Here is a 21,768-nt window from a genome sequence, read left to right as displayed (position 1 = left end):
CCGCACCGCTGGATGGCAACGCCTAGGTGATGATCGGGATGATCAGGATCGCCACGATGTTGGCGACCTTGATCATGGGGTTGATCGCCGGGCCGGCCGTGTCCTTGAACGGGTCGCCGACCGTGTCGCCCGTGACCGACGCGGCGTGGGCCTCGGAGCCCTTGCCGCCGAACTCGCCGTCCTCGATCAGCTTCTTGGCGTTGTCCCACGCGCCGCCGCCCGCGGTCATCAGGACCGCGAAGAAGAAGCCGACGACGATGACGCCGATCAGCAGGCCGCCGAGCGCCTGCTCGTCGATCAGGCCGACGATGAACGTCATGCCGATCGGGATCAGCGACGGCAGGATCATCTCCCGCTGCGCGGCCTTCGTCACCAGGTCGACGCACGTCGCGTAGTCGGGCTGCTCGGTGCCCTCCATGATCCCGGGCTTCTCGCGGAACTGCCGCCGGACCTCCTCGACGACGGCGCCGCCGGCGCGGCCGACGGCCTCCATCGACAGCGCCGCGAACAGGCAGACCATCAGGCCGCCGAGCAGCAGGCCGATCAGCACCGGCGGGTTGTCGATCTCGAACGCGAAGAGCTTGTGGGACTCGAGCGTCAGCTCGGCCTTGAAGCCCGCGAACAGCACGATCGCCGCCAGCACCGCCGAGCCGATCGCGTAGCCCTTCGTCACGGCCTTCGTGGTGTTGCCGACCGCGTCGAGGCGATCGGTGATCGTCCGGACCTCGTCGGGCAGCTCGGCCATCTCGGCGATGCCGCCCGCGTTGTCGGTGATCGGGCCGAACGCGTCGAGCGCGACGATCAGGCCGGTCAGCGACAGCTGGCCCATCACCGCGACGCCGATGCCGTAGATGCCGATCGCGCCGCCGCCGGCGATCTTCCAGGCGCCGAAGATGCCCAGGACGAGCACCAGCGCCGGCAGCGCCGTGGCCTGCAGGCCCTGCGCGAGGCCCTGGATGATGTTCGTGGCGTGGCCGGTCTGCGACGCGGCCGCGGTCTTCTTCACCGGGTCGAACCGGGTCGAGGTGTAGTAGTCGGTGATCACGAACAGCAGCGCGGTGACGACGATGCCGATCAGCGAGCAGAGGTAGAGGTCGCCGACGCTCGGCGCGTGCTGGCGGACCAGGACGACCACGCCGCCCCTCGCCCCCGTGGCCCCGGCGACCGGCTGCGGCAGGGCGTGCAGCCCGTCCATCAGCCAGCGGGTCACCGGGTAGAACGCGGCGGCGGCGATGACGCCCGAGGCGATCAGGCCGCGGTACAGCGCGCCCTCGACGTTGTCGGTGCTCGTGTGCACGAAGAACGTGCCGAGGATCGACGCGACGATCGCGACCGCGCCGAGGATCAGCGGGTAGAGCGCGACGGCGGTGGCGTCCGCGGGCGCGAACTTCAGGACGCCGATCAGCATGACCGCCACGGCGGTGACCGCGTAGGTCTCGAACAGGTCGGCCGCCATGCCGGCGCAGTCGCCGACGTTGTCGCCCACGTTGTCGGCGATGACCGCCGGGTTGCGTGGGTCGTCCTCCGGGATGCCCGCCTCGACCTTGCCGACCAGGTCGGCGCCGACGTCGGCGGCCTTCGTGAAGATGCCGCCGCCGAGTCGGGCGAAGACCGAGATCAGCGACCCGCCGAAGCCGAGCCCGATGAGGGCGTCGACCGCCTGCCTGGGCGTGTCGTCGAAGATCCAGGTGAGCACCCCGTAGTAGCCGGACACGCCCAGCAGGGCGAGGCCGACGACGAGCAGACCGGTGATCGCGCCGCCGCGGAAGGCGACGGCGAGCGCCGGGGAGACGCCGCCGCGCGCCGCCTCCGCGACGCGGGCGTTGGCGCGCACCGACACGTTCATGCCGATGAAGCCGGTGGCGCCGGACAGGATCCCGCCGATCGCGAAGCCCACCGCGACCCGGATGTCCTGGATGAAGATCAGAGCGATGAAGAGGACGACGCCGACGCCGGCGATCGTCGTGTATTGCCTGCGCAGGTACGCCTGCGCCCCCTCCTGGACGGCACCGGAGATGCGCTGCATCGTCTCGTTGCCTGGCGAGAGCGCCAGCAGCTGCTGCGCCGTCAGAAGGCCATAGGCCACTGCCAGCCCAGCGCACACCAGCGCCACGATCACCCCGTGGTCGGTCAGAAAGTCGGTCAACGCAGTTCCTCCGGGTCTGGTTGATCCACCGGCCCGCAGGACAGCGATGTCCGGTGGCGGGCCTTAGGGAGGCGCTACGACGGGCGCCGAGGCCCTGACAGCCGCGCCATCCTAAACAGGTAGTCGGCGGTACGTGTGCGATTCGTTGCAAAGGCGCGCTGCCAAAGCCGCAAATCGCGTTCCGGGACGTCCGTGTGCCGACTGCGCGTCGGGGGTGCTGGGGGTGCCTATGCGTGGGGCGCCCAGCGCGGACGTTCGTGGTGGCGCGGGACGCTGGTGGAAAGGCGGCGAGGGGATGGGACCGGTTGGCGTGGCCACCGCCGGGGGTCGTCCTCGGGCGCGTGCGGTCCCTCAGCCCACAAGAGCGCGGTTCGGAGCCGAACTCAGGGATCCGGGTCGCTTCATGGCGGTATAGGGCGCATAGAGCGACCCGGAACGGTTTCTGCGCAGTTTCGGGTCGCGCTGCCTCGCCCAGGACGCGACGCGCCACCGCACGTGCGGTGGCGCTGAAGCGCCAGACGGACGGTGGCGCCTACTGCCCCGGCACCCAGAGGCGGCCGGAGGACTGCGCGGGCCCCGCGCCGCCGCCCTGCTGGGCGCCGCCCTGCGGCGGCTGGCCGCCGGGCTCGCCGCCCTCGCCGCCGCCCGGCTCGCCGCCGGCGCCCCCGCTCAGCTGCGCGTACGCCATCTGCAACTGCGACAGCGCGTCGCGGATCGCCGCGCCGTCGGGGCCCAGCTCGGCCTCGATCAGCCCGAGCAGCGCGCGGGCGCCCTCGATGGCCAGCCGAAGCTGCTCCGGATCCCGCTCGGCCTCGGTGCCCGGCGCCAGGCCCGCGCGACGGCCGCCGAGGTTCACCAGCGTCACGATCGTCTGGACGATCACGTCCTCGACGCGCAGCTGCTTGAGCTGCTCCTCGAGCTGCGCCTCGTAGGCGGCGCGCAGCTCCTGCTCGCTCATCTGGCTGGGATCGATGCCACCGGGCTGCTGCTGATCGCTCATCTGGCTGGTACCTCCTGGGCGTAGGTCTGCCGGGTCTCCTGCACGGAGGTCGCGTAGACCTCCTCCATCGGTGCGCCGGCCTCGATCGCCCGGCGTGCGCGCTGGGCGCCGTTCAGCGACGGCAGCGCGGGCTCGGGCAACGCCAGCTCGGCGCGCATCGGTGCGGTCCAGGAAAGCAGGTCGGCGACCAGAGCGGGCGCCGGCTTCTCCACGGCGGTCGCGTAGTCGATGAGCTTGCCGTCCATGCCGAAGCGGATCGCGCGCCAGAAGTTCTCCTCCAGGATCCGGCGCGACAGCGACGCGTCGGCCGGTCCGCCGACACGGCCCTCGTCCTCGTCGCGCGCCGCCTGGGCGACGCAGGCGACGATCAACGCCGCCAACCCCTCGCTCTCGGCCGCGGTGCCCTGCGCGTCGCAGATACGGACCTCGACCGTCCCGAACGAGAAGTGCGGGCGCACCGACCACCACACCTGCGTGTACTCGACGATCGAGTTGGTGGCAGTGAGGAAGTCGATGTACTTGGCGTAGTCGGCCCACGACCCGTAGGCGTCGGGGATGCCGCAGCGCGGGAAGGACTTCGTGAACGACTGCGTGCGCGCGCTGTGCAGCCCGGAGTCCAGGCCGTCGAGGTACGGCGAGTTGGCGCTGACGGCCAGCAGCGTCGGCAGCACCGCGCGCAGGCGGTCGCAGACGCGGATCGCGCGGTCGGCGTCGCGCAGGCCGACGTGGACGTGCAGCGAGAACGTGTTGTTGCGCCGCGCCACGTACTGGAGCCCGTCGACCACGCGCCGGTAGTGCTCGGTGTCGATGTTCGGCTGCTCGCGGTAGTCGGCCCACGGGTGCGTGCCGGTCGACCCGAGCAGCACGCCGCGCGCGGCCGCCAGCTCGAACAGCCGGCGCCGGTGGTCGCGCTGGCGCGCGAACGCGTCGGACAGGTCCTCCCCGCGCCCCGACCGGATCTCGATCTCCGAGGAGATCAGCTCGCCCGAGATCGACTCGGCCAGGACGGGATCCCCGGCCGTCGCGGCGTCGCGCAGCTCCTCGAAGCGCGGGACCATGTCCAGCGTCTCGGGGTCGAGGATCGCGAACTCCTCCTCCAGGCCGACCGTCCAGTCGGTCGAGTCCGCGAAGGCTTCCGCCGCGCGGTCGGTGTCCAAGCTCATGATGGGCGCCTAGGTGAGGTAGAAGTAGAGCGCGTAGAGGAGGTCGACCGCGGGGCTCGAGGTGTGGACCGTGACCTCCGGCGGGACCCGGATGAGCGACTCGCTGTAGTTGAAGATGATCTTCACGCCCGCCTTGACGAGCTGCTCGGCCAGGCCCTGGGCGGCGGCGGCGGGGACCGCCAGGACGCCGACGACGATGTCCTCGTCCTCGACGACCTGCGAGAGAGTCTCGACGTTGCGGACCTCCAGCGCGCCGACGTGCATCCCGATCTTCTCGGGGTCGGCGTCGAAGATCGCGACGACGCGGAAGCCGTGATCGGCGAAGACGTCGGAGGAGGCGATCGCCCGGCCGAGGTGGCCGGCCCCGAACAGCGCGATGTTGTGCTGGCCGGCGGTGCGCAGGATCTTGCGGATCTGCGAGACGAGGCCGTCGACGTTGTAGCCGACGCCGCGCTTGCCGAACTTGCCGAAGCCCGACAGGTCGCGGCGGATCTGCGTGGAGTTGACCTGCGTGAACGCGGAGAGCTCCTGCGAGGAGATCGTCTCCTTGCCCTCCTTCTTGGCCTTCGTCAGGACCTGGAGGTAGCGGGCCAGCCGGGCCGCCACGCCGAGCGACAGCCGCTCCGGCATGCCGGGGTCGGGCGCCGCTCCGTTCGGGCGCTCGGTGCCACGTCCGCTGGCCAGATCACTCACGCTCATCCGCCGCCAACTCTACCGAGGCGGTCTCGGAGAACCGCCTCGTCCACGAAGAAGTCGAAGAGGTGGCGGCCATCGAGCAGGACGACCGGGATCCGCTCCAGATAGCGCCGGTGCAGGTCGTCGTCGGCCTCGATGTCGTGCTCGCGCAGCTCGAAGCCCAGCTCGTCGCTCAGCGGTGCCAGGAGCGTGCGCGCGTCGTCACAGAGGTGACACCCGTCCCGGCCGTAGAGGTCGACGACGGGCATGGCCCGCTCAGAGCGCCCGCTGACCGGTCGCATGCACTTCGAGGTCCAGGTACCCCGGGAACGCCACCGGCTCGGCGTAGCGGGCGGCGCTGGCGATCATCGCCGCGTTGTCGGTGCACAGCGCGCGCGGCGGGACCCTGACGGTGCCGGCCAGCGCGCTCAGCCGCTCGCGCAGCGGCCCGTTGGCGGCCACGCCGCCGCCGATCGCCAGGCGATCCAGCCCCGTCCGCTCCAGCGCCCGCTCCACGCGCACCGCCAGCTGGGCGACGATCGCCTCCTGGTAGGCCGCGGCCAGGTCGGCGCGGGCCGCGGTGGCCTCCTGCTCGCCGAGGTCGCGGACCTTGTAGAGCAGCGCGGTCTTCAGCCCGGCGAAGGAGAAGTCCAGCCCGCCGACGTTCTTGGAGGTCGGGAACGCGAACCGCGACGCGTCGCCGTCGCGCGCGAGCTTCTCCAGGTGCGGCCCGCCGGGGAACGGCAGGCCGAGCAGCCGCGCGCCCTTGTCGATGGCCTCGCCCGCCGCGTCGTCGAGCGTCTGGCCCAGGACGGTGAAGCCCGCGTGGTCGTCGACGCGCGCCAGGAACGTGTGGCCGCCGGACGCGATCAGGCAGACGAACGGCGGCTCCAGCGGCGCGCCGTCGTCGGTCCACAGGAAGTTCGCCGCCACATGGCCCTGCAGGTGGTCGACCGGCACGAGCGGCAGCCCGCGGGACGCGGCCAGGCCCTTGGCGGTCGCCACGCCGATCAGCAGCGCGCCGACCAGCCCCGGGCCGGCGGTGACCGCGATCCGGTCGAGGTCGTCCAGCGTCGCCTCGGCGCGGCGCAGCGCGTCCTCGACGACCGGCGTGGCCAGCTCCAGGTGGTGGCGCGAGGCGATCTCGGGGACGACGCCGCCGAACGCGTCGTGCACGCCCTGCGAGGAGATCACGTTGGAGCGGATCTCGCCGTCGCCGGTGACCACGGCCGCGCACGTGTCGTCGCACGACGTCTCGATCGCGAGGATGAGGGACATCGGCCGCCTAGCCCGCCTGCCGCAGCGGATCGACCGCGTTGGGGATGTCGTCGAGGGTCCCGCGCAGGGTCGCCGGAGTTCGCCACATGATCACGGCGTCCTCCCCGTTGTCCTGGTAGTAGCGGCGGCGCAGGCCGGCGCCGCGGAAGCCGAGCGACGTGTACAGGTCGATCGCGCCCTGGTTGGAGCGCCGGACCTCCAGCGTGAAGCGCGGGTCGGGCTCGTCGACGCGCACGAACAGGTCGGTGAGCATCTTGGTGGCGATCCTCTCGCGCCGGCGGTCGGGCGAGACCGACACGTTCATGATGTGCCACACCGTGTCGTAGCGCGAGCAGATCGTGTAGCCGGCGATCGCGCCGTCCTCGCCGGTCGCCGCCAGGCAGACGCCCGACGGCTTCGACAGCTCCAGCACGAACATCGCCAGCGACCACGGCGTCGGGTACGAGCGGCGCTCGATCGCGATGACCTGCGGGAGGTCCGCGTAGGTCAGGCGGCGGATCGTCGGCGGTGCGGGGAGCGTGGTCGTCACGGCTGGGCGGTCGGGCGGAGCCGGCGGACCTTCCGGGGCTCGGCGTCGGGGGCGCGGACGTACTCCGGGACAAGCGCGTCGCGACCGGTCGGCTCGGCCTCGGCGGCGAGCCGGCACAGGGGTCCCGCGGCGACGCGGTGCAGCGCCGCGTCGTCGGGCGCCACCGTGACGGAGGCCGCCTCCAGCTCCGCCCTGAAGCGTACCGCCCCGTCCCCCACGGCCCGCCACGGCCCGGGCGCCAGGCTCGGCACCTCGGCCAGGCGCTCGGGGCGCCACGCGGACGGCTCCAGGATCGCGGTGCCGTCCTCGTCCCAGGCGGCGACGAAGGCCTCGCCGCGGCGGGCGTCGAGGATGCCCAGCGTGTGGGCCCCGCCCTCCGGGACGTTGAGAGTCAGCGCGCGCAGCGTGGAGATCGCGACGGTCTCGGCGTCCAGGCCCTGCGCGAGCGCGCGGGCGGTCGCGACGCCGATGCGGATCCCGGTGAACGTGCCGGGGCCGACGCCGGCGCCGATGCGGGTGACGTCCTGCCATCGCGCGCCGGCGGCGTCCAGCGCCTCCTGCGCCAGCGGCAGCAGCTGGCGGGTGTGGCCGGGCTTCTCGCCGGGCTCCGGGTCGTGGCGGCGCTCGGCCCGCAGGGTGCCGTCCTTGTCGGCCACGCCGACCACGGTGGCCGGCGTCGCGGTGTCGAGCGCCAGGATCATCTGCGCGACACGGTAATGCGGCGCGCGTCCCCGCCGGCGTGCTCGAGCGTCACCCGGGCCTTGACGGTCGGCAGGATCGCCGCGTCCTCGGCGATCTCCGGCCACTCGACGAACGCGATCGCGTCGGGCGTCAGGTAGTCGTCCAGCAGCGCGGGGTCCTCGTCCTCCAGGCCGCTGAGGCGGTGCAGGTCGATGTGCGAGATCGCCGGGGCGTCGGTCCCGGGCCGCTCGTAGCGGCGCCCGATCGTGAACGTCGGAGACGTCACCGGCCCGTCGAAGCCGAGCGCGCGGGCGGCGCCGCGCACGAACGTGGTCTTCCCCGCGCCCATCTCGCCCTCCAGCAGGACGACGTCGCCGGGCGCCAGCTCCGCGGCCAGCGCGGCGCCCGCGGCCTCGGTGGCGGCCGCGTCGCGCGTCTCGGTCGTCGATGTCGGGCTAGAACCGCTCAGGGGCGTTGCGCAGGCGCAGGCCGACCCCGAGCAGCAGCAGGACGGCGCCCGCGATGATCAGGACGCGCGTGTCGAGGCCGGTGTTGGGCAGGGTCGCGGCGGGCGCGGTCGTCGTCGTGCCGGTGCTCGCGGTGCCGGACGCCGAGGTCCCGGCGGTCCCGGCGGAGGACGAGGACCCGCTGCCGCTCGAGGACGAGCCCGTGCCGCCGCCCGAGGTCTGCGGCGCGGGCGTCAAGGGCGCGACGTCGCCGCCGCCCTTCGACGAGCCCGACGACGAGTTGTTGTTGCTGTTGCCGCCGCCCGACGAGCCGGAGCCGGAGTCTCCGAACGGGTCCTGGTACTGCTGATCGCCCGCACCCTGGGCGAGCGCGGTCGCGACAGGACCCGTCCCCACCCCCAGGCAGGCAACGACGAGCAGCAGGACGATCCGGCGGCAAACGGACGGCACGCGACCGCATTCTAAGGGACTCGCGGACAACCGAGCTTCCGGTCGAAGGAGTAGATTCGCGGCCTTCGTGCCCCACGCCGAGAACCGCACCTTGCGGCACATCCTGCTGCTGACCGACCGCGACTGGACCCACCCGCAGGGTGGCGGCACGGGCACCAACCTGTACGGGCAGGTCTCGCGCTGGGTCGCGTGGGGCCACCGGGTCACGGTCATCGCGGGGTCCTACCCGGGCGCGGAGAAGGTCTCGCGCCCGCACGAGCGCCTGGAGATCCACCGGATGGGCGGGCGCATGACGGTCTTCGGGCGCGCCGCGCTGGCGTCGCTGCGCGGCGTCGGGCGCGACGCCGACGTCGTCCTGGAGGTCGTCAACGGCATTGCCTTCTTCACGCCGTTGTGGTGGTGGATGCGCACGCCGCGCGTGACGCTGGTCCACCATGTCCATCAGGATCACTACGTCGCCGAGATGGGCACGTCCGGCCGGGTCGCCGCGTTCGTCGCCGAGCGGCTGCCGCTGTCGACGCTCTACCGCCATCACCCGTTCCTGACGATCTCCGACAGCGCCCGGCGCGACATGATGGCCTTGGGCATCCCGTCCGAGAACATCCACGTGGCCTACCTCGGCGTCGAGCCGGACTCGTTCGTGGAGACGACGCGCGACGAGCGCCCGACGCTGCTGTACCTCGGGCGCCTCAAGCAGTACAAGCGCCTGGAGATCCTGCTCGACGTCCTGGAGGACATCCCGGACGCGGTCCTGGAGGTCGCCGGCGAGGGCGACCACCGGCCGGTGCTGGAGGAGGAGATCGCCCGGCGCGGGCTGGGCGACCGGGTCGTGCTGCACGGCTTCGTCTCCGAGGAGGAGAAGAAGGACCTCTACGCGCGCTCGTGGGTGAACCTGACCGCGTCGTCGGCCGAGGGCTGGTGCCTGACGGTGATGGAGGCCGCGGGCGCCGGGACGCCGAGCGCGGCGATGGCCGTCGGCGGGCTGCCGGAGTCGATCGTCGACGAGCAGACCGGCCTGCTGGCGCAGACGCCGGAGGAGCTGGCGGAGAAGGTCAAGGCGCTGGTCGCTGATCCGGTGCGCCGCGACGAGCTGGGCGACGCCGCGCGAGCGCGCGCACGCGGCTTCACGTGGGACGCGACGGCCGAGGCCAACCTCGCGGTGCTCGACCGCGTCGCGGCGACCGAGCGCACGCGGCTGCGCGACGCGGTGCGGCGGTCGGAGACCGGCGCGGCCGCGGGCCTGGCGGCCGCGACGCTGCTGAACAACGCCATCCAGCTGATCTTCGTCGTGCTGTTCACGCGCCTGCTCGGCGCCGACGGCTACGGCGCGCTGGCGGCGATCATCAGCGGGTTCTTGATCTTGATGGTCGGCGGGCAGTCGATCCAGGTGGCCGCCGCGCGCGAGGCGACGTTGGGCCACCTCGGCGCCGACGGCCGGCTGCGCGCGACGCTGGACCGCTGGACCCGCCAGCTCGTGCTGGCGACCGTCGTGCTGGCGGTCTTCGGCGTGCTGATCCGCCAGCCGCTGGCGGATCTTCTGGGGGTGAGCGAGCACCCGTGGGCGGTCGCCGGGCTGCCCGCGACCGGCGCGTTGTGGCTGTTGTTGTCCTTGCAGCGCGGCGTGATGCAGGGGCTGCGGCTGTTCGGGCCGGTGGGGATCTCGATCGTCGGCGAGGCCGCCGGGCGGATCGTCTGCGCGCTCGTGCTGTGGGGCGTCGGCGCGGGCGTGACCGGCGCCTACCTGGGCAACCCCTTGGCCTTCGTGCTCATGGCCTTGTGGTTGGGTCGGGTGCTGTCCAAGCGCCTCGGCCCGGCGAGCGCCGAGGCCGCGCACCGCCCGCTGCTGGGCCTGGTCGGCGACAACTGGATCCCGATCGTCGGGCTGCTGCTGTTGGCGGCGTTGCAGAACGTGGACGTGATCGTCGGTCGCCACCAGTTCAGCGGGGACTCGTCCGGGTCCTACGCGGCGGCCGCGGTCGCCGCGAAGTCCGTGGTCTGGGTCGCGATCGGCGTCGGCCTGCAGCTGCTGCCCGAGGCGACGCGCCGCGCGGCCGCCGGGCTGGACCCGCGCCCGGCGCTCCTGCGCGCGCTCGGCGTGCTGGCGGCGATCGCGGCCCCGGCGCTGCTGATCTTCGCCGCCGTCCCCCACCTGTTGATGAAGGTCGCCTTCGGGCCCGACCTGACGCTGGCCTCCGACGCGCTGCCGGTCCTCGGCGTGGCCATGACCCTGCTCGCCGTCGCCTACCTGACCGTCCAGTACATGGTGGCCTTGGGCGAGCTGAAGTTCGTCTGGGTGCTCGGCGTCGTGGCGATCGTCGAGCCCTTCCTGCTCTCGGCCGGCGACTTCACGCTGCTGTCCTTCGCCACCGTCGTGCTGGGCCTCCAGCTCGTGGCGGCGAGCGCGGTGCTCGCGCTCGGCCTGCGCGTGGGGCGGCCGCGCGGGCCGGCCGCCGCCTAGTGTCGCTTGCGGATCCGGATCACGCAGTTCCAGGCGATCAGCTCGCGCAGGCCCGGGACCTTCATGATGAACTTCGCCCAGGGCCAGTAGCGGGGCTCGACGGAGGTGATCTCGAAGGTCGGGTGAGACCGGACCAGGCGGAGGGTGGCGCCGATGTGGCAGGCCCAGAGGGTCTCGCCGTAGGCGTGCTTCTCGGGCTTGCCGTGGCGCTTCTCGTACAGCTTGGGTCCGAGCTTGGGACCGAGGTAGTGGTAGGGCGCCATGAGGTGGCCGCCCCAGGGCGAGTACCAGTTCGTCCAGGACACGTAGGCCCAGCCGCCGGGCTTGAGCACGCGGTCGATCTCGTCGAGGATCGGCGCCGCCGACGGCGTGTGCTCGAGCATGTTCGAGCAGAAGATCCCGTCGACGCTGCCGTCCGGCAGCGGCAGGTCGCCGGCGTCGCCCAGCACGTAGCCCTCGGGCGGCGCGCCGCCCAGCTCCAGCTCGTCGGTCGAGTTGTCGATGGGGATGACGTGCGCGCCGCGGTCGCGGAAGGCGTAGGTGTAGTACCCGGGACCGCAGCCGAGGTCGGCGATCGTCTGGCCGGCCAGCGGGCCGTGGTGGGCGTCGAGGTCCTCGACGGCGTAGGCGGCCAGCAGCCGGTAGAACGGCTCCGGGTCGGTGCGCTCGCCGCGGAACAGGCGCCAGAGCGTGCGGAACTTCGCGGGTCCGCGGGGCAGGTCGACGGCGGCGGTGGCGCTCACGGCTTGGACGGTAGGCGATCGCGCGTGCGGGCGGCGGCCAGCGTCCGGCCCAACACCACCACCAACAGGACGAGCGCCGCGACCGCGACCCAGTGCGCGGCCAGGCGGTCGGCGGCGTAGCGCGTGCTGTTGCCGCCGAGGATGTGCTCGTCGCCGAACACCGCCACGCCGACGTAGATCAGCGGCACGACGACGCCGAGCAGGCCGAGCACGGCCAGCCCGAGCACGCGGTCGGAGAGCCCGCGCCAGAAGACGAGCGCCAGCAGCGGCGCCGCCACGGCGCCCGCGCGCAGGCCGAAGAGGCCGGCGACGACGACGGCCGCCGGGATCGCGATCGCGACCGCCGTGGTCAGCGGCCGCGGCGCGGCCGCCGGCGGCTCGGGCAGCGGCGCGAGGCCGGCGTCGGCGTCGGCGTCGGCGTCGCGGCCGGCGTCGGCGTCGCGGCCGGCGTCGGCGAGCGGTGCGTGTCGTCTCGTGGTGACCAGTTCACCACGAGGCGACACGGGCGCGGCGGAGCCGGCACGCCGGCGCCGGCGCCACGCGCCCAGCCCCAGCAGCGCGAGCAGGCCCGCGCAGCCCGCGCCGGAGACGAGGTACCCGGCGTCGGCGAGCTTCTGCGGCTTGTAGGAGAACGCGACGTCGTGGCAGCCCGCGCCGACCGGCCAGCCGTTGGCGTAGCCCTGCAGCGGGATCGGCGTCCCGAGGTCGTGGCCGTCGCAGGTCGCGCGCCAGCCGTGGTCGTAGGACTCGCCGAGCATCAGGTAGGACGGGCCGCGCACGTCGACCTTCACGCCGGTGCGGCCGCCGTGGTGGTCGTCGCCGGCGCTGACGACCGTGCCGCCGCCCGCGGCCGCGGCCGCCGGCGCCGGCGCGGCGGAGGCCAGGCGCAGCCCGTCGACCCGCAGCGGACCGGTGCCGCCGTCGATCGCCGTGTCGCGCGCCGGGACGTCCACCGTGCCGCAGCCGCGCAGCCGCACCGGGCGCCCGGCGTCCAGCGCGGCGCGGTCGACGGTGGCGCGCAGGTCGTAGCGGCGGCCGCCGACGGTCGCGGTCGCCGCGCCGCACGGGAGGTCGACCGTGCCCGTGCGCGGGACCTGCACCGGCGTCACGCCCGCCCCGCGGATCTCGCCGATGCCCACGGCGCGCCGCTGCCGCACGCGCGCGGGCGTCCCGGCCGGGAACGCCGCGTCGAGGACCTCCAGGCGGAAGCGCGTGCCGCGGACCGGCGCCGGGAGCCGCACGGTCCCGTCGGCGCCGACGGCCGCCGGGGCCGAGGCGACGCCGTCGACCACCAGCCGCACCTGCGAAGGCAGGCGCACGCGGACCGACGGCGGATCGAGCCGCAACGTCCGCACGCTCACGGCGCCCGGCGTCGCCCAGGAGATCCACGCCGCGTGGCCCGGCACCCACTGGCCGATCCACGCCCGCCCGCCGGCGCCGTCGAACGCGCCCGACGCCCGGTAGCGCCCGAGGCCCTCGAACCGCGACGAGGAGGCGAAGCCGGCCTCGCGCGCCACGCCGCTCAACCGCGCGAACGCGCTGTCCGGCGCGTCGACCCCCATGCTCCCCCAGCCGTCCACGCGATAGGTCCGCGCCGCCGGCGGGTGGATCGCGCGCCGCAGCCGCGGCTCGGGGTCCTGCGCGTCGCGCTGCCGGCCAGCCCCGCGCTCGCCGACGACCTTCTGCTGGACGTCGGGCACGTCGGTCGTCGTGCGGTCCAGGATGTAGGTCAACGCGTTGTGCGACAGGTCGCTGCCCCGCAGCGCGTCCTCGACGTCGGTCGGCGGCCGCAGCGTCTCGGTCGCCTTCACCCCCGGGATCTCCAGCTCGCGGATCCCGCCCGCGCCCGCGTGGGCCCGCTTCGGCTTGGTCACCTTCGCCAGGTGGACCTCGAGCGACGTCACGCCGCGCAGCCCGACCTTCAGCGTGTTCCACCCGCGCGCGACGTCGAACCGCCGCCCGTTGACCGTCACGGCCTTCACGACGCCGCGCGAGTCGCCGTAGGGCAGCAGCCGCAGCGTGTCGACGTCGCGCGCCCTCGGGAACGTCACGGTCAGCGTGTGCCGCGCCGGGACCAGCGCGCGGTCGGCGATCCAGGCGGTCGACGGGTCGCCGTCCAGCGCCGCGAACGGCCGCTGCTCGGGGAACTGCGTGACCTGCGGCGACGCGGGCGCGGTCACCTTCGCGATGCCCCCGCCGACCTCGGCGGTCGTCTGCACGCGCTGGTCGAGGTCGCCGAACGGGTCGAGGATCGTCCCGTCGACGCTGATGCCCTCGTCGCGCGGCAGCGTCGGCCCGAGCGCGCCCTTCAGCCGCGGCGCCACGAACGCGCGCCGCCGGTTGGTGTCGGAGATCACGAACGACGCGCCGCGCGCCGCGGCGGCCCGCACGTCCGTGTCGGGCGCGTACTCGTAGGGCCTGCTCGGGTCCAGCGCGCCGTAGGCGGCCAGCGCGGCCAGCCCGCCGCCCGCGCCGTCGACCACGGTCAGCGGGTCGCGCGGCAGCACGCGCACGAGCCCGCCGGTCTTCACCGGGACCCTGCGCAGCGCGGGCACGCTCACGGTCGGCGCGATCTCCCCCGCCGCCGGCGCCGCGCCCACGCGCTTGGACCCATACACCTTGCCTTGCCCGGCGCCCGCCGCGCCCAGCTGCGCGTCCAGCTCGCGCTGCGCCGCGGCGCCCGGCATCTCCCCCGACCGCGAGCGGTCGCCGTCGGCGGCGATCAGCACGTCGCCGACGCCCATCAGGTCCAGCAGCGGCGCGAGCTGCCCGGGCCGCAGCCGCTCCTGGGTGACCATGTTGTCCACCGTGAACTGCAGCTCGGTCGAGCGCAGGTCCGAGAACGGCACGACCCAGCGCGTCGTCACCGGGTGCTCGGTCAGCGCCGGGAGGACCGCGTCGACCGTCCCGCCCCAGCGGTAGGACGCGAACAGCTGGCCGGGCAGGATCATCGCCCGCGACGAGTCCGGCTCGGCGCTCAGGTCGGACGCCGCCTGACGCCAGGACGACGGCACGTCGAACTTCAGCTGGCGCTCCAGCGCGCGGCCGGTGACCAGCGGCCACGCCGCCAGGATCGCGACCGCCGCGACCGCGCCGCCGACCAGGACGCGCGGCAGGCGCCGCCACGCGACGCCCGCCGCCGCGCCGATCAGCACCGCCAGCCCGAGCGCGAGCAGCGCCCCCGCCTTGTAGGTCGTGCGCAGCGGCTGCAGCGAGTCGACGCGGTAGTAGGCGCCGGTGATGACCGTCCGCAGCGGCGTGCCCTCCGGCCAGCCCGCGACCATCACCACCACACCAACAAGGGCCAAGATCACGAAGAACGGCGCGTAGCGCCAGCGTCGCGTCCACTGAAACGTCCCCAGCGCGGTCGCCGGCCACGCCAGCCCGGCCAGCACGACCGGCATCAACAACAACATCGCGGGCGCCGAGCCCTGGTAGGGCCGCAGCACGCCGCCGTAGCCGACGCCGACGTAGGACGTCCAGAAGCCCATCAACCGCAGGGACTCGGGCAGCGACGTCGTCGACCAGATCGTCCCGGGCTGCTCGGTGAAGACCAGGAAGTTGGGCGCGCCGCGACCGGCCACCAACAACGGGATCAACCACCAGATGTTGGCCACCAGGGCCACCGGCACCAGGCGCGCCAGCGCCGGCCCCACCACGCCCCGCCACCGCACCTCGCAGAACGCCAGCTCGTACGACGCCAACGACAACGGCCCGACGAGCACCCACACGGTCGTCGCCGCGTTGACCCCGCCGCCCGCCGTCGCCAGCACGAGCGCGAAGACGATCGGCCAGCGCCAGCCGCGCGGCTCGCGCAGCATCCGGTGCGTGGCGAGCATCAGCCACGGCAGCGCCGCGTAGGCCAGCAGCGTCACCGACGCGCGGTCGGAGTAGACCGTCACGAACGGGTTGACCACGTACAGCGCGCCCGCCACCGCGTGCGCGACGCCGCGCTCGCGCGACAGCAAGGCGTCCAACAACCGCACGACGCCCCACGCGGCCAGGAAGAAGATCGTCCCCAGCCAGAGGCGATGGACGACCCAGACCGGCAGCCCGACCGCGTCGCCGAGCGCGAACCACGGCGCCATCGGCCACGCGTAGCCGCCGTACTGCGACGCCCACACGTGCCCGAGGTCCGGCGAGGAGGACCACAGCGACAGCACGTCGCGCAGGAAGCGCCACGGGGCCAGGTAGAGGTGGACCTTCGTGTCGGCGACGACCGCGCCCGGCCGCTGGATCAGGGCCAGGACGTAGGACAGCGCCGCGAGGGCAAGGGGCAGGACGACGGGACGGCGGCGCATGCAGCCGCGCGAAAGATACGCTGGCCCGCCGATGCGACCGCCCTCCCCCAGCAGCCGCCTCCCCGCCGGCCGCCTCGTCGTCGCGCTGCTGGCGCTGCTGGCGCCCACCGCGCTGGCCTTCGCCGACGGCGGCTACTTCGAGGGCGCGCGCGACGTGGCGCTGGTCGGCGCGGGCGTGGTCCTCCTGCTGACCGCGCTCGTGGTGCCCCGGCCGCGCCTGAGCACCCCGGGCCTGCTGGCCGTCGGCGGCCTCGCCGCGCTCACCGCGTGGACGGCGATCAGCACCGCGTGGGCGCCGTCGTCGGATCCCGCCTGGGCGACCGCCGAGCGCGACGCGCTCTACCTCGCGGCCCTGGCCGCCGCCGGCCTGCTCCTCGCCGAGCCCCGCGTCCTGGCCCGGGTCGTCGAGCCCGTCCTGGTCGCGGGCGCGGTCGTCGTCGTCGGCTACGGGCTGCTCGGCCGCCTGCTGCCCGACGTCCTGCACGTCATCCCCTCCGCGTCGGCCGGCGGCCGCCTCGACCAGCCGCTGACCTACTGGAACGCGATGGGCGCGCTGGCGGCGGTCGGCGCGGTGCTGGCGGCGCGTCTCGCCGGGGACCACACGCGGGCGCCCGCGCTGCGCTGCGCCGCCGCGGCCGCCGCCGTCCCGCTCTTCGCCGGGCTCTACCTGACGTTCTCGCGCGGCGCGATCGCCGCCTGCGCCGCGGGCCTGGTCGTGCTGCTGGCCGTCGCGCCGTCGTTCACCCAGCTGCGCGCGGTCGCGATCGCCGCCGAGGCCGGGATCGTCGGCGCCGCGCTGACCGCCGCCTCGCCGTACGTCCGCACGCTGCACGGCAGCCATCCGTCGCTGCAGGGCGCGGCGGTCCTCGTCGGGCTGCTGGGCGTCATGGTCGTCGCCGTGCTGACGCAGGCCTGGGCGGTCCGGGTCGAGCACGACCGCAGCGCGCGCCTGGGCCGCCTGCCGCTCCCCTCGCGCCACGGCTGGGTCGCCGCGGCGCTGGTGGCCGCGATGTTGGTGGTGCCGGTCGCGATCGCCGCCGGCAGCGACACGCCGTCCTCGGTCGACCCGCGCTTCGGCTCGTCCACGAGCCGCCTCGCGTCGGCCGACTCGCCGCGCTACGCGTACTGGCGCGTGGCCGTCGGATCGTTCGCCGACCACCCCGTGCAGGGCGTCGGCGCGGGCGGCTTCGCCGTCGAGTGGCTGCGCGAGCGCAAGGAGGCCAGCCCCGCGCGCGACGCGCACTCGCTGCCGATCGAGACGCTCGCCGAGCTGGGGCTGATCGGCGCCGCCGCGCTGGCGCTGCTGGCCGCCGGCGTCATCCTGGCGACGCGCCGCGTGCTGGCCGCCGACCCCGCGCTCGCGGCCGGCCCGGCCGCCGCACTCGTCGCCTACGCCTTCCACGCCTCGATCGACTGGGACTGGGAGATGCCCGCGCTCTCGCTCGTCGCGGTCCTCCTCGCCGGCCTGATGATCGCCCGCAGCAGCGTCTCGACCGAGACCGCGCCGAGCACGACCAGCGACGGCTCGGCCGCGAAGCGGAACCGCGTCGAGCCGTAGGTCACGATCCCGACCAACAGCACCAGGACGACCGGCGTCAGCAGCACGGCCAGCGCCGGCTCGCGGCGCCGTCGCAGCAGCAGCGCGCCGCAGATCGCGAACGGGATCAAGAACCAGTAGAAGACCAGCCCGAGGTGCGTGGCGCGCGGGTGGCGGCCCTCGCCCGCGCTGATGAACGCGCCCTGCCGCCACGGTCGGTAGACGTCCAGCAGCCGCCCGACACGCGCCGCCGCGACGACCGGCAACCGCCCGGCGTGGTCCTTCATGTAGTCCAGCCCGCGGCGCCGGTACTCGACGGCGCGCTGCGCCTCGTCGCCCGCGGGCCGGGCGCCGTAGCAGTCGAACTTCCAGGAGCCGATCAGCGGGCCGTAGTAGACGTCGTGGCAGTTGGCGCCGACCCAGATCTCGTTGGCGTTGGACGAGATCGGGACCGGCGTGGCGAACGTCGCCAGGTTGCGGATCGTCCACGGCGCGATCACGACGACGACGGCGAGCGCGGTGACCGCGAGGAGACGCGCGCGTTCACCCCAGGTCGGCTTGACGCGCCACGCGATCACCAGCCCGAGCAGTGCCAACAGGCCCAGCCCCTCGCCGCGCGTCAGCGCCGCCAGGGCGCCCAGGACGCCCAGCGCGACCGCCCGCCCGGTCGACGGCGCGCGCAGCAGCCGCACCGCCGCCAGCAGCGTCGCCGTGACGAACAGCCCGTAGGTCGTCTCGGCCATCAGCGCGCCGTCGGGCATCCACAGCATCGGGTACAGCGCCGCGATCAGGCCCGCGACGACGCCGACCCGCGCCGAGCGCGTCGCCTCCCGCCCCAGCAGCGCGACGAGCACCACGGTGCCGGTCCCGATCACGCTGAAGAACAGCTTCTGGGCGGTGATCGAGTGCAGCCCGAGCAGGTCGGCGACGGCCACGAAGACGATGTGCAGCGGCGGGTACTCGGCGGTCGGCTGGTCCTCCAGCGCGCGGCGGAAGCCCTCGCCGTCGGCCAGGTGCTGGCCCTCCAGGTGGAACGCGAGCGCGTCGCCCACGACCGGGAAGTCCTTGGTGGTCAGCACGTAGACGACCCGCACGACGAGCGCCAGCAGCGCGATGGCCGGCAGCGCGCGCCGGAAGGTCAACCGCATGGGGCCAAGCGTAGACTCGGCGGCCGATGCATGGCCACGAGACGCCCGGGACCGCGATCCCGGAAGAGGCCCCGGAGGCGCTGCGGCCCCCGCCCGGCAACCCGCGGTTCCCGCTCGTCGACGGCCTCCGCGCCGTGGCCGCGTTGATGGTGTTGATCGGCCACACCTCGTTCATCTCGGGGTTCAACGGCCACGGGCAGCTCGGCCGGGTCATCTCGCGCTTCGACATGGGCGTCGCGCTGTTCTTCATCATCTCGGGCTTCCTGCTGTACCGCCCGTTCGTCTCGGCGCGCCTGGACGGCCGCCCGGCGCCCGGCGTGCTGCGCTACGGACGCCGCCGGCTGCTGCGGATCGTCCCTGCCTACTGGCTGGCGCTGACCGTGCTGGCGATCTGGCCCGGCCTGCGCGGCGACGTCTTCGGCCACGTCCCCGTCTACTACGGGTTCTTGCAGAACCTGAAGGTCGCGTGGATCGGCGGCGGGATCAACACGGTGTGGTCGCTGGCCTGCGAGATGCAGTTCTACATCCTGCTGCCGTTCCTGGCCATCGGCGGCGCGCGGCTGCTCGAAGGGCGGCCGGTGAAGGTGCAGGTCCGCGCCGAGCTGGTCGCGCTCGCGGTCCTGGGCGCCGCGTCGTTCGCGGTGCGGATGTGGTCCTACCACCGCTCGTCGGTCTACCCCAACACGGTCTCGTGGACGGTCGCCGGCACGTTCCTGTGGTTCGCGTTCGGGATGGCGCTGGCGGTGGTCAGCGCGCGCTACCACCGCGCCGACGTGCGGCCCGCGCCGCTGCGGGCGCTGGACCGGCGCCCGTGGATCTCGTGGATCGTGGCCGCCGGGCTGATCGCGATCGTCACCCACATCGGCCTGCCGACGACCGCGCCGCAGGTCTACACCGCGAGCGACTGGTTCTGGGAGCACCTGTTGTACGGGTTGATCGCCGTGGCGATCGCGGTGCCCGCGACGGTGGCGATCGTCTCGCCGCGCTCGCTGCCGCACCGGATCCTCGCGTTCGGGCCGGTCGCCTGGCTCGGGCTGATCTCCTACGGGATCTTCCTCTGGCACCACCCGCTGACCGAGAAGTTCATCAAGGTCCAGGACTGGACCTCGCACGGCAGCTTCGTCATCTACACCTTGGTCGTCTTCGGCGTGGCGGCGGTGGCGGCGACCTTGAGCTACTACCTGGTCGAGCGGCCGATCCTGAAGTTCAAGGACCCGCGGCCGCGGCGGCGCGCCCCGGCACCCGCGAGCGCCGGAACCGTCTCAGCGGCGCAGGCCGACGGGATCGAGCCGGCGCGCGCGCTGTAGCGCGGCGTCGGCGGCCCGCGCGTCGCCCGCCTTGCGCTGGGCCAGCGAGAGCGCGACCCAGCCGTTGCGGACGTCCGGCTCGCGGCGCGTGACGGTCCGGGCCAGCGCGAGCGCGGGCCCGGTCTGGTCCACGCGCAGCAGCGCGACCGCGCTCTCGGCGATGATCGCGGTGTCGCGGCAGTGCGCGGTGAGACGCCGTGCGACGGCGGGCGCGTCGCTCGCGGGCGCGCGCTTCAGCGCGATGTTGAAGGTGTCGGACCGCGCCGACGCGCACGCGTCGTGGCCCTGCTCGCGCCGCACGCCCGCGACGACCAGCGCGACCCCGGCGACGACGAGCGCGACGCGCAGCGCAACGGTCATGCGGGCCTGCGCGCGTGAACGATCAAACTGAGCCCGAACGGCGGCGTGCGGCGGCGCTCCAGCGCGCGGAAGGGCGGCAGCAGCAGCTCGTAGGCGCGCAGCGAGCGGGCGTCGATCTGCGGGTTGCGGCGGTGGCGGTTGACGATCCAGCCGGCCACGCCGAGCATGTTGAAGGAGTAGAGGCGCTCGACGCGCAGGCCCGCGCCCTCGATCACGTCGCGCAGGTGGTCACGGGTGTAGCGGCGCTCGTGGCCGAAGCGGCGGTCGAGGTTGCCGAACAGCCACGGGTGGGCCGGGACGAGCAGCCCGAGCGCGCCGCCCGGGGCCAGCGCCTCGGCCATCGCGCCGACCGCGTCGCGCTCGTCGGCGATGTGCTCCAGCACGTTCTGGCAGAGCAGGAAGTCGACGCTGCCCGCCCAGGCGTCCAGCGCGGGCGAGCCGGGGATGAGGTCGCGCGAGACCGTGACGTCGCCGCGCGCGCCGAAGCGCTCGCGCAGCCGCGCCGCGCACGGCACCTCGGGCTCGATCAGCAGCGCCTCGTCGACGCCGTGCTCGAGCATCCGCTCCGAGAACGTGCCGATCCCCGCGCCGACCTCGACCGCGCGCCCGCGCACCAGCGGCGCGAACTGCTCGAACATCCAGTCGCCGAGCCGGCGCGCGCCGGCCAGCGTCTCGAGGTCCCACAGCTCGGTCTCGTCGACCACGTCGGTGCTCACCCCTCCATCCAACCACGTACCGTGTCGGGCATGTCCGTCGACACCCCCGAGGAGCTGGCCGCGCTCAAGGCGGCCGGGCGCGTGGTCGCCCAGACGATCCGCGAGCTGCGCAAGCTCGTGCGCCCCGGCGTGACGACCGGCGAGCTGGACGCGGCCGCCGCGCGCGTGTTCGCCGCCCACGGCGCGCGGTCCGGACCGCAGCTGGACTACAACTTCCCGGGCACGATCTGCATCTCGGTCGGCGACGAGGCCGTGCACGGCATCCCGGGCCCGCGGCGCCTGCGCGAGGGCGAGCTGGTCAAGCTCGACGTCACCGCCGAGCTGGACGGGTTCTACGCCGACGCGTGCCGGACGGTCCCGGTCGGGTCGAAGGTCAAGCCGAGCGCGCTGAAGCTCATCGGCGCCGCCGAGTCGGGGCTCAAGAAGGGGATGTCGGTCGCCCGCGCCGGCGCGACGGCCAACGACATCGGGATCGCCGTCCAGGGCGAGATCGAGAAGCGCGGCTTCTCGGTCTGCGACACGCTGACCGGCCACGGCATCGGCCGCCGCATCCACGAGGAGCCGACGATCTTCTCCGTCGACCGCCCCGGCCCGTCGCCGGAGCTGACCGAGGGCCTGGTCATCACGATCGAGCCGATCATCGCGGCCGGCCACGGCGACGTCGTCGAGGACGGCCAATGGGTCGTCAAGACCGCCGACGGCTCGCTCTCCGCGCACGCCGAGAACACGATCGTCATCCAGGCAGGCGCCCCGCTGGTGTTGACGGCTTGAGCGCGGAAGACCTCGCCTGGCGGCTCGGCTTCCGGGCG

Annotated in this window: 18 protein-coding genes; 4 read left to right on the top strand and 14 right to left on the bottom strand. The window is 74.0% G+C overall.

Features of this window, described 5'->3' with window-relative positions; translation table 11 throughout:
- Positions 1–22: 22 nt before the first annotated feature.
- The 10 genes from VFG42_RS05320 to VFG42_RS05275 all read right to left on the bottom strand — a co-directional run bounded on the left by VFG42_RS05320 (position 23) and on the right by VFG42_RS05275 (position 8,389).
- Positions 23–2,134, bottom strand: coding sequence for a sodium-translocating pyrophosphatase (locus tag VFG42_RS05320; protein WP_414642329.1), 2,112 nt, complete (start codon positions 2,132–2,134; stop codon positions 23–25).
- 544 nt (positions 2,135–2,678) lie between these two features.
- On the bottom strand, positions 2,679–3,146 hold the full coding sequence (locus tag VFG42_RS05315) for a hypothetical protein (RefSeq protein ID WP_324906014.1): 468 nt from the start codon (positions 3,144–3,146) through the stop codon (positions 2,679–2,681).
- Positions 3,143–4,309, bottom strand: a complete 1,167-nt coding sequence (locus VFG42_RS05310; protein WP_324906012.1) for a carboxylate-amine ligase — start codon at positions 4,307–4,309, stop codon at positions 3,143–3,145. Before VFG42_RS05310 ends, VFG42_RS05315 begins: the two co-directional genes overlap by 4 nt.
- 9 nt (positions 4,310–4,318) lie before the next feature.
- Positions 4,319–5,008: a redox-sensing transcriptional repressor Rex gene (locus VFG42_RS05305; protein WP_324906010.1), complete on the bottom strand. Its 690-nt coding sequence runs from the start codon at positions 5,006–5,008 to the stop codon at positions 4,319–4,321.
- Positions 5,005–5,253 (bottom strand): glutaredoxin family protein, encoded by a 249-nt coding sequence (locus VFG42_RS05300; RefSeq protein ID WP_324906008.1) that lies wholly within the window; start codon positions 5,251–5,253, stop codon positions 5,005–5,007. Before VFG42_RS05300 ends, VFG42_RS05305 begins: the two co-directional genes overlap by 4 nt.
- A 7-nt stretch (positions 5,254–5,260) precedes the next feature.
- Positions 5,261–6,262, bottom strand: coding sequence for a tRNA (adenosine(37)-N6)-threonylcarbamoyltransferase complex transferase subunit TsaD (tsaD, locus tag VFG42_RS05295; protein WP_324906006.1), 1,002 nt, complete (start codon positions 6,260–6,262; stop codon positions 5,261–5,263).
- 7 nt (positions 6,263–6,269) lie between these two features.
- Positions 6,270–6,791, bottom strand: a complete 522-nt coding sequence (rimI, locus tag VFG42_RS05290) for a ribosomal protein S18-alanine N-acetyltransferase (protein WP_324906004.1) — start codon at positions 6,789–6,791, stop codon at positions 6,270–6,272.
- Positions 6,788–7,492, bottom strand: coding sequence for a tRNA (adenosine(37)-N6)-threonylcarbamoyltransferase complex dimerization subunit type 1 TsaB (gene tsaB, locus VFG42_RS05285; protein WP_324906002.1), 705 nt, complete (start codon positions 7,490–7,492; stop codon positions 6,788–6,790). Before tsaB ends, rimI begins: the two co-directional genes overlap by 4 nt.
- Positions 7,489–7,941: a tRNA (adenosine(37)-N6)-threonylcarbamoyltransferase complex ATPase subunit type 1 TsaE gene (tsaE, locus tag VFG42_RS05280; RefSeq protein WP_324906492.1), complete on the bottom strand. Its 453-nt coding sequence runs from the start codon at positions 7,939–7,941 to the stop codon at positions 7,489–7,491. Before tsaE ends, tsaB begins: the two co-directional genes overlap by 4 nt.
- Entirely contained in the window at positions 7,928–8,389 is a 462-nt protein-coding gene (locus VFG42_RS05275) for an LPXTG cell wall anchor domain-containing protein (protein ID WP_324906000.1), read from the bottom strand. The genes tsaE and VFG42_RS05275 overlap by 14 nt, the downstream gene beginning before the upstream one ends.
- Before the next feature lie 67 nt (positions 8,390–8,456).
- Here VFG42_RS05275 and VFG42_RS05270 point away from each other — a divergent pair, with 67 nt between their 5' ends.
- Positions 8,457–10,847, top strand: coding sequence for a glycosyltransferase (locus tag VFG42_RS05270; protein WP_324905998.1), 2,391 nt, complete (start codon positions 8,457–8,459; stop codon positions 10,845–10,847).
- Here VFG42_RS05270 and VFG42_RS05265 read toward each other — a convergent pair.
- Together VFG42_RS05265 and VFG42_RS05260 are read right to left on the bottom strand one after the other, a co-directional pair.
- On the bottom strand, positions 10,844–11,590 hold the full coding sequence (locus tag VFG42_RS05265; protein ID WP_324905996.1) for a class I SAM-dependent methyltransferase: 747 nt from the start codon (positions 11,588–11,590) through the stop codon (positions 10,844–10,846). The two genes, VFG42_RS05270 and VFG42_RS05265, sit on opposite strands and share 4 nt — an antisense overlap.
- Complete coding sequence (locus tag VFG42_RS05260) at positions 11,587–15,891, bottom strand: alpha-(1->3)-arabinofuranosyltransferase domain-containing protein (protein ID WP_324905994.1); 4,305 nt, start codon at positions 15,889–15,891, stop codon at positions 11,587–11,589. Before VFG42_RS05260 ends, VFG42_RS05265 begins: the two co-directional genes overlap by 4 nt.
- A 31-nt stretch (positions 15,892–15,922) precedes the next feature.
- On the opposite strand from VFG42_RS05260, the gene VFG42_RS05255 reads away from it, so the two are divergent.
- Together VFG42_RS05255 and VFG42_RS05250 are read left to right on the top strand one after the other, a co-directional pair.
- On the top strand, positions 15,923–17,449 hold the full coding sequence (locus tag VFG42_RS05255) for an O-antigen ligase family protein (RefSeq protein WP_324905993.1): 1,527 nt from the start codon (positions 15,923–15,925) through the stop codon (positions 17,447–17,449).
- 1,153 nt (positions 17,450–18,602) lie between these two features.
- Complete coding sequence (locus tag VFG42_RS05250; protein ID WP_324905992.1) at positions 18,603–19,883, top strand: acyltransferase; 1,281 nt, start codon at positions 18,603–18,605, stop codon at positions 19,881–19,883.
- Here the strand turns inward: VFG42_RS05250 and VFG42_RS05245 are convergent.
- On the bottom strand, positions 19,839–20,243 hold the full coding sequence (locus tag VFG42_RS05245) for a hypothetical protein (RefSeq protein WP_324905990.1): 405 nt from the start codon (positions 20,241–20,243) through the stop codon (positions 19,839–19,841). The genes VFG42_RS05250 and VFG42_RS05245 overlap by 45 nt on opposite strands.
- Positions 20,240–20,959: a class I SAM-dependent methyltransferase gene (locus VFG42_RS05240; RefSeq protein WP_324905988.1), complete on the bottom strand. Its 720-nt coding sequence runs from the start codon at positions 20,957–20,959 to the stop codon at positions 20,240–20,242. The genes VFG42_RS05245 and VFG42_RS05240 overlap by 4 nt, the downstream gene beginning before the upstream one ends.
- A 30-nt stretch (positions 20,960–20,989) precedes the next feature.
- On the opposite strand from VFG42_RS05240, the gene map reads away from it, so the two are divergent.
- Entirely contained in the window at positions 20,990–21,730 is a 741-nt protein-coding gene (gene map, locus VFG42_RS05235) for a type I methionyl aminopeptidase (protein ID WP_324905986.1), read from the top strand.
- Positions 21,731–21,768 lie beyond the last annotated feature (38 nt).

Origin of the sequence: Baekduia sp. (assembly GCF_035685985.1) — a bacterium.
Taxonomy (GTDB): Bacteria; Actinomycetota; Thermoleophilia; order Solirubrobacterales; family Solirubrobacteraceae; genus Baekduia.
This window is presented reverse-complemented; position numbering and strand designations above follow the sequence as displayed.